Genomic DNA, 17220 nt, shown 5'->3' on the forward strand with positions numbered 1-17220 from the left:
TTTCAGCTGCGACGATATTATCCCGGTTCTATTCTGGTATGGTTTTTGTCTTGTACGTTACTTGGCGCGCGCTTCGAACCGCCGCACCGCGCCCAGCAGCTTGTCGAGCAGGGCACGCAGCTTCTCCGTTTCGCGCGGGGTCAGTGCGGAGAATATTTCCTCATAAATTTCAAGCGCTTGCGGCCAAATCTGGGCATGGATGGCGCGGCCTTCGGCGGTAAGTTCGAGATGGTGGGAGCGTCCATCGGCCACATTCGGGCTGCGCTGCAGCAGGTTGCGATCCTCCAGCACCTTGCACGCGCGGTTGACGGCAACCTTGTCCATCTGGGTGGCGCGCACCAGGTCGCGCTGGGTCAGCGGGCCGGCATCGCCGAGCACCGCCATGACCCGCCATTCCGAGATCTTGAGCCCGAATTGCATACGATATTCGTTGGCAATGGCCTGGCTCACCGCACCAGAGGTGATGGCCATGCGATAAGGCACGAATTCGGCAAGACGGGTCTGGGTTCCGGGCATGGTTTCGTATCTACGGAAACCAGCGGCAATGGCAATAACGATATTTCTCTTTAATCGCTATGAACTCTTGCAATCGTGCAAGACAAGCTATCGCAGCGCAACTTTCGATACGCGCTGCGATGCAACAGGATCACAGACCGCAGCCGCCTGTCGGCTATGCCTTGAGCGCCCTGCCCGCCACCGCACCCAGCCGGGCGACCAGCACGGGATCGCGCTGCGCCGGCGCCGTCATGATCGCGCCGTCGAGCGCGCGGTCGATCGGACTGGGCGTGCGCAGCTGCGGCAAAAGACCGGCCAGCGCCACGACAGTGGCCTTCGCCGTTGCGGCATTGCCGCGCATCACCGACAGCACCTGGGCAACGTCGACATGATCGCCGTCGCGCCAGGCATCGTAATCGGTGACCATGCCGATCAGGGCATAGGGCAGCTCTGCCTCGCGCGCGAGGCGCGCCTCGGGCATGGCGGTCATGCCGATCACGTCGGCACCCCATTGGCGGTAGAGGCGGCTTTCCGCGCGGGTGGAAAACTGCGGCCCCTGCATCGCCAGATAGCAACCACCCCGGTGCACGCTGGCCCCGGCGGCCTGGGCCGCATCGGCAAGAAGGCCCGACAGGCGCGCACAGACCGGATCGGCGAGCGAGACATGGGCCACCAGCCCTTCCCCGAAAAAGCTTTGCGGGCGGCCATGGGTGCGATCGATGAACTGGTCCACCGCCACGAAGCTGCCCGGTGCCAGCTCTTCGCGCAGCGAGCCGATCGCGGAAATGGCGACAAGGTCGGTCACCCCGCAGCGCTTCATCACGTCGATGTTGGCGCGGTGGTTGATGGCTTCGGGGGAAATCCGGTGCCCGGCGCCGTGGCGCGCCAGGAACACGAATTCCTGCCCGCCGATGCGCCCCAGCGTAACCGGCCCGGATGGCGCGCCAAACGGCGATTGCACCGCGATTTCCTGCACATCGTCCAGCACCGAAAGATCATAGATCCCCGAGCCGCCGATCACCCCGATGCGCCAGCGCGCGCCCGGCGCCTGGGTTTCCTGTTCAGTCTGCAAGAATGCCCGCCATGATGAAATCAACCGTGTGTTCGCGATAGCGGTCGCGCAGCTGTTCGGTCAACGAATCCTGGCCAAAGCAGTGGCGCAGCACCAGCCGCGCGGAAAAGAACCGGTCAGCCGCGCCGCTGACGGTGAAATAGAACATCTGCGGATCGATCGGGCGGAACACCCCGCTTTTCACCCCTTCGCCGATCAGCTGGTCATAGGCGCGGCTAAGCGGGCGCAGGTACTTGTCGGCGATACGCCGCGCCTCGGCATCGTCGCTATCGCGCACCAGGCGCATGAGCAGGCGGTTGAGATAGGGATAGCGGTAATAGGTATCGATGCAGCAGGAAATGTGATGGCGCAGCTTGTCCTGCGGGGCCATGTCGCCCTTGGCCACCAGGGCGTCGACCGAGCGGACGATCTCGGCCATGTCGCGATCAAGCAGCGCGGTGAGCAGCCCGGCCTTGTTACCGAAGTAATACTTCACCAGCGCCGAATTGAGGCCCGAGCGCAGCGAGAGTTCGGACAGCGAGATATCGACCAGGTCGCCCTCGCGCATCACCGCAGAGGCCGCCGCCAGCAGCAGATCGCGTGCGCCGCCCGATGCAGCGGCCGCATCAGGCGGCGGCGCAGCATGGTCGTGCGCGGTCTGTGGTCCTGCGTTGGTCATGTCGCCGTGGTCCTCTTCAACCGATCGATTAGGCGGCGCGGCCAGCCAGGGTCAAGCTACTTGCAAACAACGCTTCAGCCACTACCGCAGCACCCATGGACGAAGCAGCCTTCATCACCGCCCTGCGCGCCCTGGCACCAGACCCTGCCGCGCGCGGGCTGGACGATGACGTGGCGGTGATCGCGCTGGGCGGGGAGCATCTCGTGCTCACCCACGACATGATGGTGGAAGGCGTGCACTGGCTGCCGGGCCAGGACCCGGCCGACGTGGCGTGGAAACTGGTGGCGACCAACCTGTCCGATCTGGCGGCCAAGGGCGCGGCGCCGCTCGGCGTGCTGCTGGGCTATGGCCTGGGTGGCGGCGAAGAGCGGTTCCTGGCCGGGCTGGCGGAGGCGCTGGCGGCGTTTGCCGTGCCGCTGCTGGGCGGAGACACCGTGCGCCGGGTCGGCCCGGCGGCCCATGGCCTTACTGCGCTGGGCCGCGCCACGCATTGCCCCGTGCCCACGCGCAGCGGCGCACAGGTGGGCGACAGGCTGTGGGTCACCGGCAGCCTGGGCGATGCCATGCTGGGGTTCGAGGCGCTGCGTGACGGGCGCGAGGGGCGCACTGGCCGCGATACCACGCGCTTTGCCCGCCCGGTGCCGCGCCTGGCCCAAGGGCGGGCGCTGGCCCCGCTGGTCGGCGCGATGATGGACGTGTCGGACGGGCTGCTGCTCGATGCGACGCGCATGGCCCGTGCCAGCGGCGTGACCCTGGCGATCGACAGCGCCGCCTGCCCCGTGCCGCCAGACCTTCCCTCTGCCCGCCGGCAAGAGGCGCTGTCATGGGGTGATGACTACGAACTGCTGTTCACCCTGCCAGCGGGCACCACGCCCCCCTGCCCGGCCACCTGCATCGGCGAGGCGCAGACCGCTGGCCCCGTACCCTTGCTGCTCGATGGCGCCTGCCCGCAAGGGCCGCTGGGCTATGAACACCGCGGCTAAAACGTAGTCGCCGGGAATAACCGAACAACCGTACAATACCGCTTGCGAGCGGCGGCAAATGATTTAGCTTCCATCTGGTTCCCAACCAAAGTGCGGGGACATGGTGTACCTGGCACACAAACAAGCCGGGGCACGGGAAGTTAGGGGGATGCCATCGTGAACCTTGTCGTAACCGCAATCGGGTTGGGGTTACTGGCTGTGCTTTATGGCTTCATTACCAGCCGTCAGGTGCTGGGAAGCCCGGCCGGAAACCAGAAAATGCAAGACATTGCCGGCGCCATCCAGGAAGGGGCGCAGGCCTATCTCAAACGCCAGTACGGCACCATTGCCCTGGTGGGCGTGGTCGTGGCCGCCATCGTTTCGATGACACTGCACCCGCTGCCGGCAGTGGGCTTTGTGATTGGTGCCGTGCTTTCGGGCGTGGCTGGCTTCATCGGCATGAACGTGTCGGTGCGGGCCAATGTGCGCACCGCCGCTGCCGCGCAAAGCGGCCTGCAACAAGGCCTTACCCTGGCGTTTCGCGCCGGGGCGATCACCGGCATGCTGGTGGCGGGCCTGGCCCTGCTCGCGATCGCGGGCTTCTTCTGGTATCTGGTGTTCGTAGCCGGCTATGCCCCGGGCGATCGCACCGTGGTCACCGCGCTCACCACGCTGGCGCTGGGCGCCTCGCTGGTGTCGATCTTTGCCCGGCTGGGCGGCGGCATCTTCACCAAGGCGGCCGACGTGGGCGCCGATCTGGTGGGCAAGGTGGAAGCCGGCATTCCCGAGGATGACCCACGCAACCCGGCCGTGATTGCCGACAACGTGGGCGACAACGTGGGCGATTGCGCCGGCATGGCGGCCGATCTGTTCGAAACCTATGTCGTCACCGTGGGCGCCACGATGGTACTTACGGCACTGCTGATCAAGGGCGTGGGCGATCTGCTGCTGCCGCTCATGTCGCTGCCCCTGCTGATCGGCGGGGTCTGCATTGTCACCTCGATCATCGGCACCTATTTCGTCAAGCTGGGGCGCAGCAACAACATCATGGGCGCCATGTACAAGGGCTTCCTGGTCACCGCGCTGCTTTCGATCCCGGCGATCTGGTTCGCCACGCAGGCCGCGCTGGGCAGCATGGAAGCGCCGATCGGCGACCAGGGCTTTACCGGCCGCACGCTGTTCTATTGCGCGCTGGTCGGCCTGGCGATCACCGGGCTGATCATCTGGATCACCGAATACTACACCGGCACCGGCTATCGCCCGGTGCGATCGATCGCCAAGGCATCGGTCACCGGCCACGGCACCAACGTGATCCAGGGCCTGGCCGTCAGCCTGGAAGCCACGGCCCTGCCCACGCTGGTGATCTGCGCGGGTATCATCGTCGCCTATCAGCTCGCCGGGCTGATCGGCATTGCCTATGCCGCGACGGCAATGCTGGCGCTGGCCGGCATGGTCGTGGCGCTCGACGCCTATGGCCCGGTAACCGATAATGCCGGCGGCATTGCCGAAATGGCCGGCCTGGAAGACACCGTGCGCGAACGCACCGATGCGCTCGACGCGGTGGGCAACACCACCAAGGCGGTCACCAAGGGCTATGCCATCGGTTCGGCCGGGCTTGCCGCCCTGGTGCTGTTTGCCGCCTATACCACCGACCTGCGCGAGTTCTTCCCGGATCTGAATGTCGATTTCAGCCTGGAGAACCCCTATGTCATCGTCGGGCTGCTGCTGGGCGCGCTGCTGCCCTATCTGTTCGGCGCGATGGGGATGACCGCCGTGGGCCGCGCCGCTGGCGACGTGGTGGTGGACGTGCGCGAGCAGTTCGCCGCCGATCCGGGCATCATGGCCGGCACCAGCCGCCCGGACTATGCCCGCACGGTGGACCTGGTCACGCGCGCGGCGATCAAGGAGATGATCCTGCCCTCGCTGCTGCCGGTGCTGGCGCCGATCGCGGTCTATTTCGTGATCATGGCGGTGGCAGGGCAGGCCAATGCCTTTGCCGCGCTGGGCGCGCTGCTGCTGGGCGTGATCGTGGGCGGGCTGTTCGTGGCCCTGTCGATGACATCAGGCGGCGGGGCGTGGGACAACGCCAAGAAGTATATCGAGGATGGCCATTACGGCGGCAAGGGTTCCGAAGCGCACAAGGCGGCGGTGACCGGTGACACCGTGGGCGATCCTTACAAGGACACGGCTGGCCCGGCCGTGAACCCGATGATCAAGATCACCAATATCGTTGCCCTGCTGCTGCTGGCCGCCCTGGCCAGCCACGCGGCAGGCTGAACCGGCTTCCGTGGGCTGCCGGCATGCTGGACCGGTGGCCCACGGCAGACACGCGGAAAAGCGGGGAAAACCCCGCCCGCATGGGCCCGAGGTTGGGGAGGAGAAGGACAGGCCCCGTCTGGCCGCAAGGCTGGGTGGGGCCTGTTTCCTGGCCCGGGTGGTTCATCACCTGCCCGTGGTTTCATATTTGTGACGAGCCGCCGCGATGCGTTGACCTTGGCGGAACGCCTGGAATAGGCGCGCGATCATGCTGCACCCGCTCTCTTCCACTCTGATGTCCGATTCCAATGATCCTGCCGCGACGGCCGCCGGCCTTGTCCGGCTGCTGACGGTTCAGCCCGAGGCCAGCGCCGATCTATTTACCGGGCCGCGCAAGCCCGGGGGCGTGGGACGCGTGTTTGGCGGGCAGATCGTGGCGCAGGCGCTTGCCGCCGCGCAGGCCACCGTCGCCGCCGATCGACCGGTGCATTCGCTGCATGCCTATTTCCTGCGCCCGGGCAGCGAGGATGCCGACACGCGCTATACCGTGATGCGCGATCTCGATGGCGGCAACTTTGCCAACCGCCGCGTGGTGGCAAGCCAGGGCGACGCGCCGATCTTCACCATGACGGCCTCGTTCCACCGCCGTAGCGAGGCCGGCGAGAGCCTTGCCCTGCAGCACGGCCTGCCGATGCCTTCGGTGCCCAGCCCCGATGACCTGCCGAGCGAGGCAGACCTGCTGACGATCTATGCCGATCGCCTGTCAGAGCAGCGCCGCGCCCTGCTGTCGCGGCCGCGCGCGATCGAGATGCGCCCGGCCGAACCGCTCAACTGGCTCCGCGAAACCCCGGCCGAACCGGTGGCGCACACCTGGCTGCGTTGCGTGGCGCCCCTGCCCGATGATCCGGGGTTGCACCGCGCGGTGATCGCCTATGTCAGCGACATGACCTTGCTCGGCACCAGCCTGCTGCCCCATGGCATCAGCGGCAAGGCCGGCAGCGGCCAGGTGGCCAGCCTTGACCATGCGCTGTGGTTCCACGCCGATGCCCGCGCCGATCAATGGCTGCTCTATGCCTGCGACAGCCCGTGGGCCGGGAACATGCGCGGTTTCAGCCGTGGCCGCATCTTTACCCAGGATGGCCGCCTGGTGGCCGAAACCGCGCAAGAAGGCCTGGTGCGCCGCCGCGCCTGAACCGTCGCCGCGCTACTTGCCGGGCCGCGGCGCTGCGGGGCTGGCCATTGCGATGGTCGCCGCGCCGGCAGCGGCCGGCGGGGCGGGCGTGGTGCCAGGCCTGGTAGGCTGACCGACCAGGGCGCAGGCCATGCGCTCCATTTCCGGGTGGGCTACCATGGCCGTTGCCACAAAGCGCAGCGTGGTGCCGGTGATGTCGGCCGTCACCGTCTTGATCGCCCGGTCGATCGCGGTGCAGGCCTGCAGGTTGGTGGCGCCGCCGCCATAGCGATTGGCCACAAGCGTGGCATAGCTATCGAAGGCACGCTTGTCGGCAAAGCCGTGGGCCGGGCTGATATAGCCACGGATGGCCTTGTCGGCGGCCGCGAACACGCCCTGGTGCACGATCATCATGCGCGAAAAGCTGCTTTCCACATCCATGCCGTGGCTCTTGCAGCGCAGCGACACGGTCATCATCATCGTCTGGAACTGATGAAACCGCGCGGCTTCGAACGTCGGGCTATCGAGGCACGAGGCCGGTGGCGAGATCGGCGGCGGCGCGGCGGCCTGGACCAGCGGGGCATGGCAAAGGGCGAGCAGCATCACGCCTCGGGTCGCCAGGGCAAAGGGCACGCGTCGCATCATTTGGCCACTCCGCAAGACGTGATCGGAACCGCCATCAGCGCATCGAACTGGCGCACCAGCGCCTGTTGCGCCTGAAAGGCAGCGTCGGCTATCGGCTTGTAATCGCGTGCTTCCTTGGCCAGCGCATTGCGCATGTCGGCATCGCCTGCGGCCATCGCGTCATAGCGGGCCTGGATCGATTGCAGATAGGCGATGGCCTTGCCGTTGTTGGCCTCGGCCGCTTCGCTGGCCGGGCGATAGGTTTGCGCGTGGAAGGCGTTGCGTTCCTCGGCACTGCAAAAACGGGCGGGCAGGACGACCGCCGGCACCGTTTCCAGATGGGGCCGACCGGCTGTAATGTCCTGCGGTGCCGGGGCGGCAGCCTGGGCTGCAGCAGAGGCAGCTGCGGCCGGTGCCGCGGGGGTTTCCTGCGCGGCGGCCAGGCTCGCCAGCAGGCTGGCGGCGGCGGTTTCGTTGGGCCCGGCCTGCGCGGTGGCAGCGACCGCAGCGGTTGGGGCAGCTGCGGGCGGCGGGGTGACTGCGGCCGGCGCGGCGGCAACCGGCACTGGCGCGGCAATCGCCGGCGCAGGCGGCGTAGCCGGCGCTGCCGCCGGGCTACTGGTCGCCCCGCGCCGCAGCGCTGCGGCCTTTACCTTGGCCAGTGGGGCAAAGGTACCGTTGGGAAACTGCTGCAGATAGGCATCGTACATCTCGGGATCGCTGCTGGTCGATACCGAGCGCCAGAATTCCAGTTCGAGCGTCTTGTCGGAAACGGCCGCATCCTGCGCCAGGGCCGCCGCAGTGCCCAGCGGCAGCGCCCCCAGCGCCAAGGCACCCAAGGCCGCCACGCGCAGCACCAGCCGGCTAACCGGCCGCCGCCCCGCACCGACACCCGGCACCACGACTTGTCCCCACTCCTTACGGTGCGACGCGCCAACCTGCGGCGCGCGCCCAACCCCCTGCTTCATCGTACCCCCCAGGCAGCGACGGACCACCCTGCCGGTCGGTCCTGCTCCACCACGTCCCCTGGTGGGCTGCCGATCCTTGCCACATTACGCTTGTCATCCCTGTCATGCCGCAAGCTATGTGCAGAGACGTTGCCTAACACGGTTATCGAGCATTAAGGGTGTTTTCGTCATCCCCTATTTGAGGGAAACCGCAAATAACCACTGCGGTACTTCACGCTGGCACGCCACCAGCACGACAATTGTCTGATAATTTCCACAAATGCCACTGGGGCAGCTGTTTACGCCCCGGGATGATAGAAATCATAGATGGTTTGCGCCACCGCAGCACTCACCCCAGGCGCCCGCATGAGGTCTTCGAGCGAGGCGGCGCGCACTTTGCCGGCGGTACCAAAATGCAACAGCAGCGCACGCTTGCGCGCCGGACCGATTCCCGGAATCTCGTCGAGCGGGCTGGCGGTGATCGCCCGGCTGCGCTTGGCGCGGTGCGCACCAATGGCGAAACGGTGCGCCTCGTCGCGCAGTTGCTGCAAGTAGAACAGCACCGGGGAATTGAGCGGCAGCAGCTTTTCGCGCCCATCGGGAAAGTGGAAATGCTCGCGCCCGGCGTTGCGATCCGGCCCCTTGGACACCGCAATCAGCGGCACATCCTCGATGCCCAGTTCCTCCAGCGTCTCGCGCACGGCCGTCATCTGGCCCTTGCCGCCATCGATCAGCACCAGATCGGGCCAGGTGCCGCCCTGGCGATCGGGGTCTTCCTCCTGCACGCGGCCAAAGCGGCGCGCCATGACTTCGCGCATCATGGCAAAGTCATCCCCCGGCCGGGTTTCGGCGCGCTTGATGTTGAACTTGCGATACTGGCCCTTTTGAAAGCCTTCCGGCCCGGCCACGACCATGCCACCCAGCGCATTGGTGCCCTGGATATGGCTGTTGTCGTAAACCTCGATGCGCTGCGGCACATCGGGCAGTTCCAGGAATTCGGCCAGTTCGCGCAGGATCTTGGCCTTGGTGCCGGTTTCCGCCAGCCGCCGATCGAGCGCCTCCACCGCATTGCGGCTGGCCTGCTCCATCAGCCGGCGCCGGTCGCCACGCTGCGGCACGGTGATCTCCACCTTGCCGCCCGCACCTTCGTGCAGGGCCTCGGCCAGCAACTCCGCCTCGGGCAGAATGCGATCGACCATGATCAGGCGCGGCGGCGGCACTTCCTCGTAGAACTGCGCCAGGAAGCTGGTCATCACCTCGGCCTCTTCCAGCCCCTCGGTGTGGGTGGGGAAGAACGCGCGGTGGCCCCAGTTCTGCCCGCCCCGGATGAAGAATGCCTGGATGGCGATCTGGCCGCCCTTGCTGGCCATGGCAAAGACATCGCCATTGCCGACCCCTTCGGCATTGATCGCCTGGCTGCCCTGGATGAACGTGGCCGCGCGCAAGCGGTCGCGCAGCATGGCCGCGCGTTCGAAGTCCAGATTCTCGGCCGCCTCGCTCATCTGGGTTTCGATCTCGCGCTGCACCGCGCCCGATTTGCCGCCGAGGAAATCCTTCGCCTGGCGCACCAGTTCGGCATAGTCCGCCTCGGCAATGCGATCGACGCACGGGGCACTGCAGCGCTTGATCTGATAGAGCAGGCAGGGCCGGTCGCGCCGCGCCATGAAGCCATCGTTGCAGCTGCGCAGCAGGAACAGCTTTTGCAGCGCATTGATCGTGGTGTTGACCGAGCCGGCGCTGGCAAAGGGCCCATAGTAATTGCCCTTGGCCTTGCGCGCGCCGCGATGCTTCATGATCCGCGGAAACGCGTGATCGGCCCGCAACAGGATGAAGGGAAACGACTTATCGTCGCGCAACAGCACGTTGTAAGGCGGGCGATAGCGCTTGATCAGCTGCGCTTCGAGCAGCAGCGCCTCAGCCTCGGAATTGGTCGTCACGATCGTCATCGACCGCGTCTGGCTGACCATGCGGCGCAGGCGGTTGGGCAGCCGATCAACCTGGGTGTAATTGGCCACGCGATTTTTCAGCGCGCGCGCCTTGCCCACATAGAGCACGTCGCCGCGCGCATCGAGCATGCGATAGACGCCGGGCTTGGGCTTGAGCGTGCGGACAACGTCGCGGATGGTTTCCACGCCGCGTTCCAGATCGGGCTGATCGCTGCCACGCATCGTGCTGATCGCAGCGTCTTCGTGGAAGCGCTCGGTATCACGGTCGGGAGGGGAAGATGCGCTCTTGCGGGCCATCCCTGCCAGATAGTGGCTGTTACCCCGTTTGGGGAGAGCCCGAAAGGATGCCGATCGTGGACAAGTATCATCCGTATATCTACGTAGATGATTGCAGATGATACCTTTACCATGCCGGGGTAAACGTGGCAGCCATGGTGAATGCCCCCGTCACCGGTGATAGTGCAACGCGCGGCCGCCGCGCGGATGCACGGGCAAGGCTCAACATTCCCGGGCGCCTGATCTTGCGCCGTGGCGTGTGCCCCTGCCTGGTGGAAGACCTGTCGCGCACCGGGGCGCGCCTGGTCCTGCAATGCCCGCCGGCGCTGGGCGAAACCGGGGTGCTGGAAATCAACCGCCTCGAAGGGTTCGGCGCCGCCGTGTGGATCAGGGACGGCCATTGCGGCTTTCACTTTGACGAGTCACTGGCGCTGGAACAGGTGATCGCCCTGCGCCAGTTCGCCGATCATTTCAGCGAACACCGCCGCGAACAGGAACGCACCGCGGCGCGAGAATTCGTCCAGGGCCGGCGGTTCGTCTAGGCCCTCAGAACATCTTGCGGAATTCCAGCTTGAACACCCGCCCGGTGGGATCGAGATAGCCGGCCTGATAGCGCAGCGGGATCGCGCCGGTCTGGTCGGTCACTTTCTGCTGGGCATCGAACACGTTGTTCACCGCCAGAGAAAGCCGTGCATTCTTGAGGAACGGCACGGCCTTGACCACGCCGGGGCGGCGGCCAAGATCGGCAAACAGGCGCAAGTTGAACTTGGCGATAGGGTGGAAATCCAGGCTGGTCGTGCCCGAATCCGCGTGGGCCGATCCGGTGTAGGTGCCGGTCAGGCGCACGCCAAAGCTGCGATAGAAGCCGCCGCCTTCCAGCTCGATACTGTGCCGCGCCACCCCGGTACTCGACAGCGCGCTGCCGCCCAGCAGATCGTAGACCGTCCCGCCCGGCGTCAGCTGTACCCGGTTCATCAGCATGATCGTGTGGGTCAGCGACAGGTTCCAGCGCCCGCGCCCGTCAAAGCCGCCCGGACCACCGGGGCCACCTGGACCACCTGGACCACCTGGACCACCGGGCCCACCAGGACCGCCCGGACCACCATGCCCGCCACGTCCACCGCCACCCATGCGCGGCCCACCCGGCCCCATCATGCCCCGCATGCCGCGCTGGCGCACCAGATTGGGATCGGGCGTGCCAAAACTGCCCGCCAGGTTGATGCCATAGCGCAGGCTTTCGCTTTCCTGGCGCGCGAACGTTACCGGGCTTTCGTCGACCGACACGATATCGCCCGCAGCATTGCGCGTGACGCGCCCGGGATAGGCCGCTTCCACCTCGGCCGTCAGCAGGGGGAAGCTGTTGCTGGTGTTGAAACTGCGGTTGTGGAAATATTCCACCACGAAGGTCGAATTGGTCAGGAACGGCAAGGTCCAGTTGCCGGCCAGCTTCACGTCGCGCTGGCGCTCCTTGAGCAGGTCGCGGTTGCCCCCGCTGGTCACCGTAGCCAGCACCGTCTGGCCCTTGATGAAATCATAGATCGCCACGTTCTGCGTGGTGGTCGTCGGCGCGCCCAATTGCGTCAACGACGGTGCGGTCTCGGCACCGATGAACGTGCCGGTGAAGCTCAGCTTGTCGGTGGGGCGCCAGGTCAGCCCAGCGCCATAATCATAGAGCGCGCCAAAGTCCGACAGCGTGTGCGCCTCGGCATTCATGTTGAGCGACAGGTTGCCGAGGAAACCCCCGAAGTTCTCGCGCTTGCTGGTGATCGGCACGTCGAGGCTGAAACCCAGCTGCGCGTCGCCACGCTTGAGATCGATCGCCCCGTTGGCGGTGCGCGTATCGGTGCTGTGGATGCCGGAATAGGCAAAGCCGGTCTTGACTGTGAGCGAAGTTGCCCCGCCCGGCAGGCGGAACGGCTGGCCGTTGGCCGTCGCCAGCGAGGTCAGACTGTCGGTGCGGCTCAGCGCGCGATCGGCCCCGCCAGCGATGATCGCGCCGCTGGGCAGCGCGCCCGTGGCGCTCAGGCTGCCATCGTCGACCAGCGTTTGCAGGCCCGAAAGATCGGCCGAGCGATCGATCCGCGTATCGGTGGTAACATGGCTGCCGTCGGCCGTCACCGATAGCTGCCAGGCGCCGATGCCGGTGTTGAGCCCGGCGCCGGCCGAGAGCGTGGTGGTATAGGTGCGCGTGGTCAGCGGCTCGGGCGCGGTGGTGGTGCGCGTCACGCTGTTGCCGCTGTCGGGATCGGTCAGCGTCACGGTATTGAGGCCGTTCCAGCTGCGGCTGTAATCACGCTGCGCCAGCGCGTTAAGCGTCAACCCGGTGCCCAGGCCGATCGGCTTGGACCAGGTGGCGTTGAGCGCGGCGCTATCGGCCTTGGCCTGCAGCGTGCGGTAATCGGCCTGGTTGGGATCGCCCGCCACGGTGCTGTTGCCGCCCGTGCCAGTGCCTGTGGCCGCGCTGGCCTGGCTGATGCCGCGCTCGGCTTCGGTGATCGCGCTTTGCGTCGATACCGTGCCAGTCACGTTGATGCGGGCCTTGTTGGCGATCTTGGCCAGCGTGGCTTCCTCGCTCAACCCGGTATAGCTGCCGTTGCCCGGCACGCTGGCCTCGGTTTCGCTGCTGATGCTCTTGTAGTGGTCTTTGAGGATGAAGTTGACCACGCGCTGATCGGGGCGATAGCCGTATTTCAGCGCCACTTCCTCGGGCAGAACCTCCACCCGGCGGATTGCCTCGGGCGGCAGCCCACGCATTTCGCGGAAGTTGGAAATGCGCATGCCATTGAGCAGGATCACCGGCCCGTCGCTGCTGCGCCCGCGCCCGGAATCGGTCTGCGGCGCCAGCACGGTCAGCAGATCCTGGATCGAATTGACGCCATAGGCGGCGATTTCGTCTTCATCCAGCGTCACGATCGGGGGCTGCTGGGCCTGCACCACGCCCTTGATCGGCGCGGCGTTGACCAGGATTTCACCGGTCACGTCGTCCACGCCGTCACCGTTGGCATCCACGCCCAACTGGCCCTGGGTATTGACCATCTGCTGGCCGCTGCCGCCAGCGGTTGCGCCGGTGGTGCCATCGGCCTCAGGGGCAGGAGCGGGCGCCTGCGCAGCCTGGTCTGCGGCCAAGGCCCGCTCACCCCCGCAAACGGCAAGCGCGGAAACGGCACACAGCAAGGCAAGACGAACAGACACGCGCAACAAACCCCATCATGGCTTCGAGGCGATCCTGCTGGCGCGCCTGACAAATTGAAACAACACACAAATCGTATCAATTTGTCGTCCAGCGTGGATGAACATCGGCTGGCCGGGCGCGGTGCCGATGCCCGGATCACCACTGGAACCTGGCTGCAAATGCGGGGCTTTTCTTTTGCCGGCCGGAACGCTATGGGCGCCACGCGCGTCGTTTTATCGCGACCCCCTCGATCATGGCTATGCAGCTTGCGCCACGTCGGTGCCGGTTGTCGTTCCGGCCATTCAAGACAAAAGGCTACTGACCCCGCCGATGGCGAAAGAAGAACTCCTCGAGATGCGCGGCACGGTGGTGGAACTGCTGCCCAATGCCATGTTCCGCGTGCGTCTGGAAAACGATCACGAGATCCTGGGCCACACCGCCGGCAAGATGCGCAAGAACCGCATCCGCGTTCTGGTGGGCGACGAAGTGCTGGTGGAACTCACCCCTTACGATCTGACCAAGGGGCGCATCACCTACCGCTTCATGCCTGGCCGAGGCGGCCCCGGCCAGTACTGATGCCCGGGCCTGTACCGTTGCCGGGCTCGTTCTGATGACTGCGACTGTGCCGCCGCTGGTGCTGGCCTCGGCCAGCCCGCGCCGGCGTGACCTGATCGCGCGCCTGGGGCTAGTGCCCGATCGCATTATCGCCACCGACATCGATGAAAGCCCGCTGCCGGGTGAGACGCCGCGTGTCCACGCCGTGCGCCTGGCTGCGGAAAAGGCCCGCGCGGCGGCGGCACTCGCGCCCGATGGCGCCATCCTTTCGGGCGATACCGTGGTCGGCGCCGGGCGTCGCATCCTGCCCAAGGCCGAGGACGAGGCCACCGCGCGCCACTGCCTGGCGCTGCTGTCGGGCCGCCGCCACCGCGTATTCTCCGCCGTTGCCCTGCTGATGCCCGATGGCACGCTGCGCGAAGCGTTGAGCGAAACCATCGTACGCTTCAAGCGCCTCTCCGAAGCTGAGATAGACGCCTATATCGCCGGCGGCGAATGGCACGGCAAGGCCGGCGGCTATGCCATCCAGGGCAGCGCCGAAGGCTTCTGCGCCTGGCTGGCCGGCAGCCATTCGGGCGTGATCGGCCTGCCCCTGTTCGAAACCCGGCGCCTGCTGGTGGCCGCCGGCCTGCTGGCCTGAGCACGCCATGACCGCCACCTGGCTGGTGGAAGAAGGCATTGGCGAAACCCGCGCCGCCCTGGTCGATGGTGCGCAGATCCTGGCTGCGCGCCTTGCATGGCCGGGCGGGCTTGCCGTGGGCCTGGTAGCGCCCGCGCGCGTCGCCAGCCGCCTTGCCGGCACGCGGCGCGGCACGGTCCAGTTTGCCGACGGCGCCGTTGCCCTGGTCGATGGCCTGACGCCCGACCTGCCCGAGGGCGCCAGCGGCCTGTTCCGCGTCACGCGCGCCGCCATTGCCGAAAAGGGCCGCACCAAGCTGCCGATGGCGCGCCCTGCTGCCCCTGGTGAAGAGGCCTGCCCTGCCCCCACCCTGGCGCAGCAACTGGCCGCCACCGGCCAGCCCGTGCGCCTGATCCACGCCACCGATCCCGCGCTCGACCAGGCCGGCTGGGATGACCTGGTGGACGAGGCGATGAGCGGCGAGATCGCCTTCGCGCGCGGCGCCCTGTGCATCAGCCCGACCCCGGCGATGACCCTGATCGATATTGACGGCAGCCCGCCGCTCACCGCCCTTGCCCTTGCCGCAGTGCCGGCCATCGCCGCCGCGATCATGCGCATGGATATCGGCGGGTCGATCGGTATCGATTTCCCCACGCTGGGTGAAAAGCGCGATCGCCAGGCGGTGGATGCGGCACTGGCACAGGAACTGGCAGTCCGTGGCGCCCAGACCGGCTGGCGTGGTGAGCGCACGGCCATGAACGGCTATGGCTTCGTCCAGCTGGTCAGCCGGCTGGAGCGCCCGTCGCTGCCCGCGCTGTTTGCCCGCCACCCCTTGGGCGCAGCGGCACGGCAGTTGCTGCGCCGCGCGGAAAAGGTGCGCGATCCCGGCGCCCTGCTGCTGACCTGCCACCCTGCCCTCGCACGTGCCGTGCTGCCCGCCTGGCAGGATGAACTGGCCCGCCGCACCGGCCGCCTGCTGCACTGGTCCCTCGACGAAACCCTTGCGCCCACCGCCGGATTTGCCCAGGCCATTGCCCCATGACCACCACCCCCAAACGCTGCCCCATCTGCGGCAAACCGCGCAGCGATGCGCACAAGCCATTCTGCTCTGCCCGCTGCCGCGACCGCGACCTGATGCGCTGGCTGGAAGACGGCTATGCCCTGCCCGGCCCGCCCGCCGACGCCGAAGAGGAAGGCCCGGATTGAAGCGTCCGCGGCTAAAGCCAAAAAGCCGATTGTGGAAAAATAGATGCAATTGAGGGCTGGACAACCTTCGGCCACCTCGCCATAGGGCGCTTCACCAAACGCAAGGCGCCGGCCAAACGGCCCGCCAGCGCGGCAAGCCCGGGTAGCTCAGTTGGTAGAGCACGTGACTGAAAATCACGGTGTCGGCGGTTCGATTCCGTCCCCGGGCACCATTGCCTTATTCGCCACCATTCGCCAAAAGTTGAAAAAAGCGCAGTTTTCTGCCATTTTCACTATCGGCCTAACCGCTGATGACCGCCTTTGTTCGCCCGCAATCGGGTAATTCAGGGGGCCACCTTGAGGGCCATCCTGAAAACGGCGAAAGGCGTGGCCCCCAATGGCGCTGACGGACACCGCAATCCGCAATGCAAAGCCCCAAGCGAAGCCCTATAAGCTGGCGGACGAAAAGGGCTTGTTCCTGCTGGTCCAGCCATCGGGCGGCAAGCTCTGGCGGCTCAAGTTTCGCGACGAACCGGGCAATCCCAAGCGCGTCGAAAAGAAGGTAAGCTTTAGCGCCGATCCCGGAAGCTAATCCGTACGAGAAGACCGACGCAAATGCTCAAAGCTTGCCCACCAGCTCCGGCACGGCGGTAAACAGATCAGCCACCAGGCCCACGTCGGCCACCTGGAAGATCGGGGCGTCTTCGTCCTTGTTGATGGCGATGATGGTCTTTGAGTCCTTCATGCCGGCAAGGTGCTGGATCGCCCCGGAAATGCCCACCGCGAGATAGACCTGCGGCGCCACGATCTTGCCGGTCTGGCCGACCTGGTAATCGTTGGGCACATAGCCGGCGTCCACCGCCGCGCGGCTCGCGCCAATCGCGGCGCCCAGCTTGTCGGCCAGCGGGGTGATCGTCGCGGCAAAGGTTTCCGCGTCCTTCAAGGCGCGGCCGCCCGAGACGATGATCTTGGCGCTGGTCAGTTCAGGGCGCTCGCTCTTGGCGATTTCCGCGCCGACAAAGCTGGAGAGGCCCGCGTCACCCACGCCGCTCACCGCGTCCACGCTGGCGCTGCCGCCGCTCGCCTCTGCCTTGGCAAAGGCGGTGGCGCGCACCGTCACCACCAGCTTGGCATCGCTGGATTCGACCGTGGCGATGGCATTGCCGGCATAGATCGGCCGGGTGAAGGTCTTGGGCCCTTCGACCGAGAGAATGTCGGATACCTGCGCCACGTCGAGCAGCGCAGCGACGCGCGGCGCAACGTTCTTGCCGGTGGTGGTGGC

The 17220-nt window shown here is 66.5% G+C and carries 17 protein-coding genes and 1 tRNA gene; 10 read left to right on the forward strand and 8 right to left on the reverse strand.

The features are described from left to right. Positions 1-57: 57 nt before the first annotated feature. The 3 genes from C8K14_RS05835 to C8K14_RS05845 all read right to left on the reverse strand — a co-directional run bounded on the left by C8K14_RS05835 (position 58) and on the right by C8K14_RS05845 (position 2225). Positions 58-516 carry a MarR family winged helix-turn-helix transcriptional regulator gene (locus C8K14_RS05835; RefSeq protein ID WP_022674476.1) on the reverse strand — a complete coding sequence of 153 codons (459 nt, stop codon included), beginning with the start codon at positions 514-516 and terminating at the stop codon, positions 58-60. Between the two features lie 154 nt (positions 517-670). Beyond that, positions 671-1567 (reverse strand): S-methyl-5'-thioadenosine phosphorylase, encoded by an 897-nt coding sequence (gene mtnP / locus C8K14_RS05840; protein ID WP_216643476.1) that lies wholly within the window; start codon positions 1565-1567, stop codon positions 671-673. Then, the gene (locus tag C8K14_RS05845) at positions 1557-2225 is read right to left on the reverse strand and encodes a TetR family transcriptional regulator (protein ID WP_107715981.1); all 669 of its coding nucleotides are present in this window, start codon (positions 2223-2225) and stop codon (positions 1557-1559) included. The genes mtnP and C8K14_RS05845 overlap by 11 nt, the downstream gene beginning before the upstream one ends. Positions 2226-2320: 95 nt before the next feature. Here C8K14_RS05845 and thiL point away from each other — a divergent pair, with 95 nt between their 5' ends. The 3 genes from thiL (at position 2321) to C8K14_RS05860 (ending at position 6635) form a co-directional block, all read left to right on the forward strand. Then, positions 2321-3208, forward strand: a complete 888-nt coding sequence (thiL, locus tag C8K14_RS05850; protein WP_107715982.1) for a thiamine-phosphate kinase — start codon at positions 2321-2323, stop codon at positions 3206-3208. A 156-nt stretch (positions 3209-3364) separates the two neighbouring features. Further along, positions 3365-5464, forward strand: a complete 2100-nt coding sequence (locus C8K14_RS05855; RefSeq protein ID WP_107715983.1) for a sodium-translocating pyrophosphatase — start codon at positions 3365-3367, stop codon at positions 5462-5464. Between the two features lie 274 nt (positions 5465-5738). Then, entirely contained in the window at positions 5739-6635 is an 897-nt protein-coding gene (locus tag C8K14_RS05860) for an acyl-CoA thioesterase II (protein WP_107715984.1), read from the forward strand. Between the two features lie 12 nt (positions 6636-6647). Here the strand turns inward: C8K14_RS05860 and C8K14_RS05865 are convergent, their stop codons facing one another. From C8K14_RS05865 to uvrC, 3 genes are all read right to left on the reverse strand, one after another. After that, on the reverse strand, positions 6648-7217 hold the full coding sequence (locus C8K14_RS05865) for a hypothetical protein (protein ID WP_133726766.1): 570 nt from the start codon (positions 7215-7217) through the stop codon (positions 6648-6650). A gap of 38 nt (positions 7218-7255) precedes the next feature. Continuing rightward, positions 7256-8206, reverse strand: coding sequence for a hypothetical protein (locus C8K14_RS05870; protein WP_158271871.1), 951 nt, complete (start codon positions 8204-8206; stop codon positions 7256-7258). A gap of 278 nt (positions 8207-8484) precedes the next feature. Further along, positions 8485-10428 (reverse strand): excinuclease ABC subunit UvrC, encoded by a 1944-nt coding sequence (uvrC, locus tag C8K14_RS05880; protein WP_107715988.1) that lies wholly within the window; start codon positions 10426-10428, stop codon positions 8485-8487. A gap of 134 nt (positions 10429-10562) precedes the next feature. Here uvrC and C8K14_RS05885 point away from each other — a divergent pair, with 134 nt between their 5' ends. Beyond that, a complete protein-coding gene (locus C8K14_RS05885; RefSeq protein WP_107715989.1) occupies positions 10563-10949 on the forward strand; it encodes a PilZ domain-containing protein in 387 nt (128 codons plus the stop codon). Positions 10950-10953: 4 nt separating this feature from the next. Here C8K14_RS05885 and C8K14_RS05890 read toward each other — a convergent pair whose 3' ends face one another. Further along, positions 10954-13533 carry a TonB-dependent receptor gene (locus C8K14_RS05890; RefSeq protein WP_158273583.1) on the reverse strand — a complete coding sequence of 860 codons (2580 nt, stop codon included), beginning with the start codon at positions 13531-13533 and terminating at the stop codon, positions 10954-10956. A gap of 376 nt (positions 13534-13909) precedes the next feature. On the opposite strand from C8K14_RS05890, the gene infA reads away from it, so the two are divergent. From infA to C8K14_RS05920, 6 genes are all read left to right on the forward strand, one after another. Next, positions 13910-14155 (forward strand): translation initiation factor IF-1, encoded by a 246-nt coding sequence (gene infA, locus C8K14_RS05895; protein WP_022675624.1) that lies wholly within the window; start codon positions 13910-13912, stop codon positions 14153-14155. Between the two features lie 34 nt (positions 14156-14189). Further along, positions 14190-14774 carry a nucleoside triphosphate pyrophosphatase gene (locus C8K14_RS05900; RefSeq protein ID WP_062786050.1) on the forward strand — a complete coding sequence of 195 codons (585 nt, stop codon included), beginning with the start codon at positions 14190-14192 and terminating at the stop codon, positions 14772-14774. Between the two features lie 7 nt (positions 14775-14781). After that, the gene (locus tag C8K14_RS05905) at positions 14782-15795 is read left to right on the forward strand and encodes a ribonuclease E/G (protein WP_107715990.1); all 1014 of its coding nucleotides are present in this window, start codon (positions 14782-14784) and stop codon (positions 15793-15795) included. Then, the gene (gene yacG / locus C8K14_RS05910) at positions 15792-15959 is read left to right on the forward strand and encodes a DNA gyrase inhibitor YacG (RefSeq protein WP_062786044.1); all 168 of its coding nucleotides are present in this window, start codon (positions 15792-15794) and stop codon (positions 15957-15959) included. The genes C8K14_RS05905 and yacG overlap by 4 nt, the downstream gene beginning before the upstream one ends. A gap of 136 nt (positions 15960-16095) precedes the next feature. Continuing rightward, positions 16096-16171 (forward strand) — tRNA-Phe (locus C8K14_RS05915). Between the two features lie 164 nt (positions 16172-16335). Continuing rightward, the gene (locus C8K14_RS05920) at positions 16336-16530 is read left to right on the forward strand and encodes an Arm DNA-binding domain-containing protein (protein WP_233250922.1); all 195 of its coding nucleotides are present in this window, start codon (positions 16336-16338) and stop codon (positions 16528-16530) included. Between the two features lie 27 nt (positions 16531-16557). Here the strand turns inward: C8K14_RS05920 and C8K14_RS05925 are convergent. Further along, positions 16558-17220 (reverse strand): electron transfer flavoprotein subunit alpha/FixB family protein (locus C8K14_RS05925; RefSeq protein ID WP_107715991.1); only part of this gene is annotated, 663 nt, incomplete at its 5' end.

The organism is Novosphingobium sp. GV079, from assembly GCF_003058045.1.
Classification (GTDB): Bacteria; Pseudomonadota; Alphaproteobacteria; order Sphingomonadales; family Sphingomonadaceae; genus Novosphingobium; species Novosphingobium capsulatum.

Excerpts from the sequence above, each read along its gene's own strand:
- thiL (WP_107715982.1), top strand. The coding sequence starts at position 2,321 with ATGGACGAAGCAGCCTTCATCACCGCCCTGCGCGCCCTGGCACCAGAC.
- uvrC (WP_107715988.1), bottom strand. The coding sequence starts at position 10,428 with ATGGCCCGCAAGAGCGCATCTTCCCCTCCCGACCGTGATACCGAGCGC.
- C8K14_RS05865 (WP_133726766.1), bottom strand. The coding sequence starts at position 7,217 with ATGCTGCTCGCCCTTTGCCATGCCCCGCTGGTCCAGGCCGCCGCGCCG.
- C8K14_RS05870 (WP_158271871.1), bottom strand. The coding sequence starts at position 8,206 with ATGAAGCAGGGGGTTGGGCGCGCGCCGCAGGTTGGCGCGTCGCACCGT.
- infA (WP_022675624.1), top strand. The coding sequence starts at position 13,910 with ATGGCGAAAGAAGAACTCCTCGAGATGCGCGGCACGGTGGTGGAACTG.
- yacG (WP_062786044.1), top strand. The coding sequence starts at position 15,792 with ATGACCACCACCCCCAAACGCTGCCCCATCTGCGGCAAACCGCGCAGC.
- C8K14_RS05920 (WP_233250922.1), top strand. The coding sequence starts at position 16,336 with ATGGCGCTGACGGACACCGCAATCCGCAATGCAAAGCCCCAAGCGAAG.
- C8K14_RS05860 (WP_107715984.1), top strand. The coding sequence starts at position 5,739 with ATGTCCGATTCCAATGATCCTGCCGCGACGGCCGCCGGCCTTGTCCGG.
- C8K14_RS05885 (WP_107715989.1), top strand. The coding sequence starts at position 10,563 with ATGGTGAATGCCCCCGTCACCGGTGATAGTGCAACGCGCGGCCGCCGC.
- C8K14_RS05835 (WP_022674476.1), bottom strand. The coding sequence starts at position 516 with ATGCCCGGAACCCAGACCCGTCTTGCCGAATTCGTGCCTTATCGCATG.
- C8K14_RS05900 (WP_062786050.1), top strand. The coding sequence starts at position 14,190 with ATGACTGCGACTGTGCCGCCGCTGGTGCTGGCCTCGGCCAGCCCGCGC.
- C8K14_RS05905 (WP_107715990.1), top strand. The coding sequence starts at position 14,782 with ATGACCGCCACCTGGCTGGTGGAAGAAGGCATTGGCGAAACCCGCGCC.
- C8K14_RS05845 (WP_107715981.1), bottom strand. The coding sequence starts at position 2,225 with ATGACCAACGCAGGACCACAGACCGCGCACGACCATGCTGCGCCGCCG.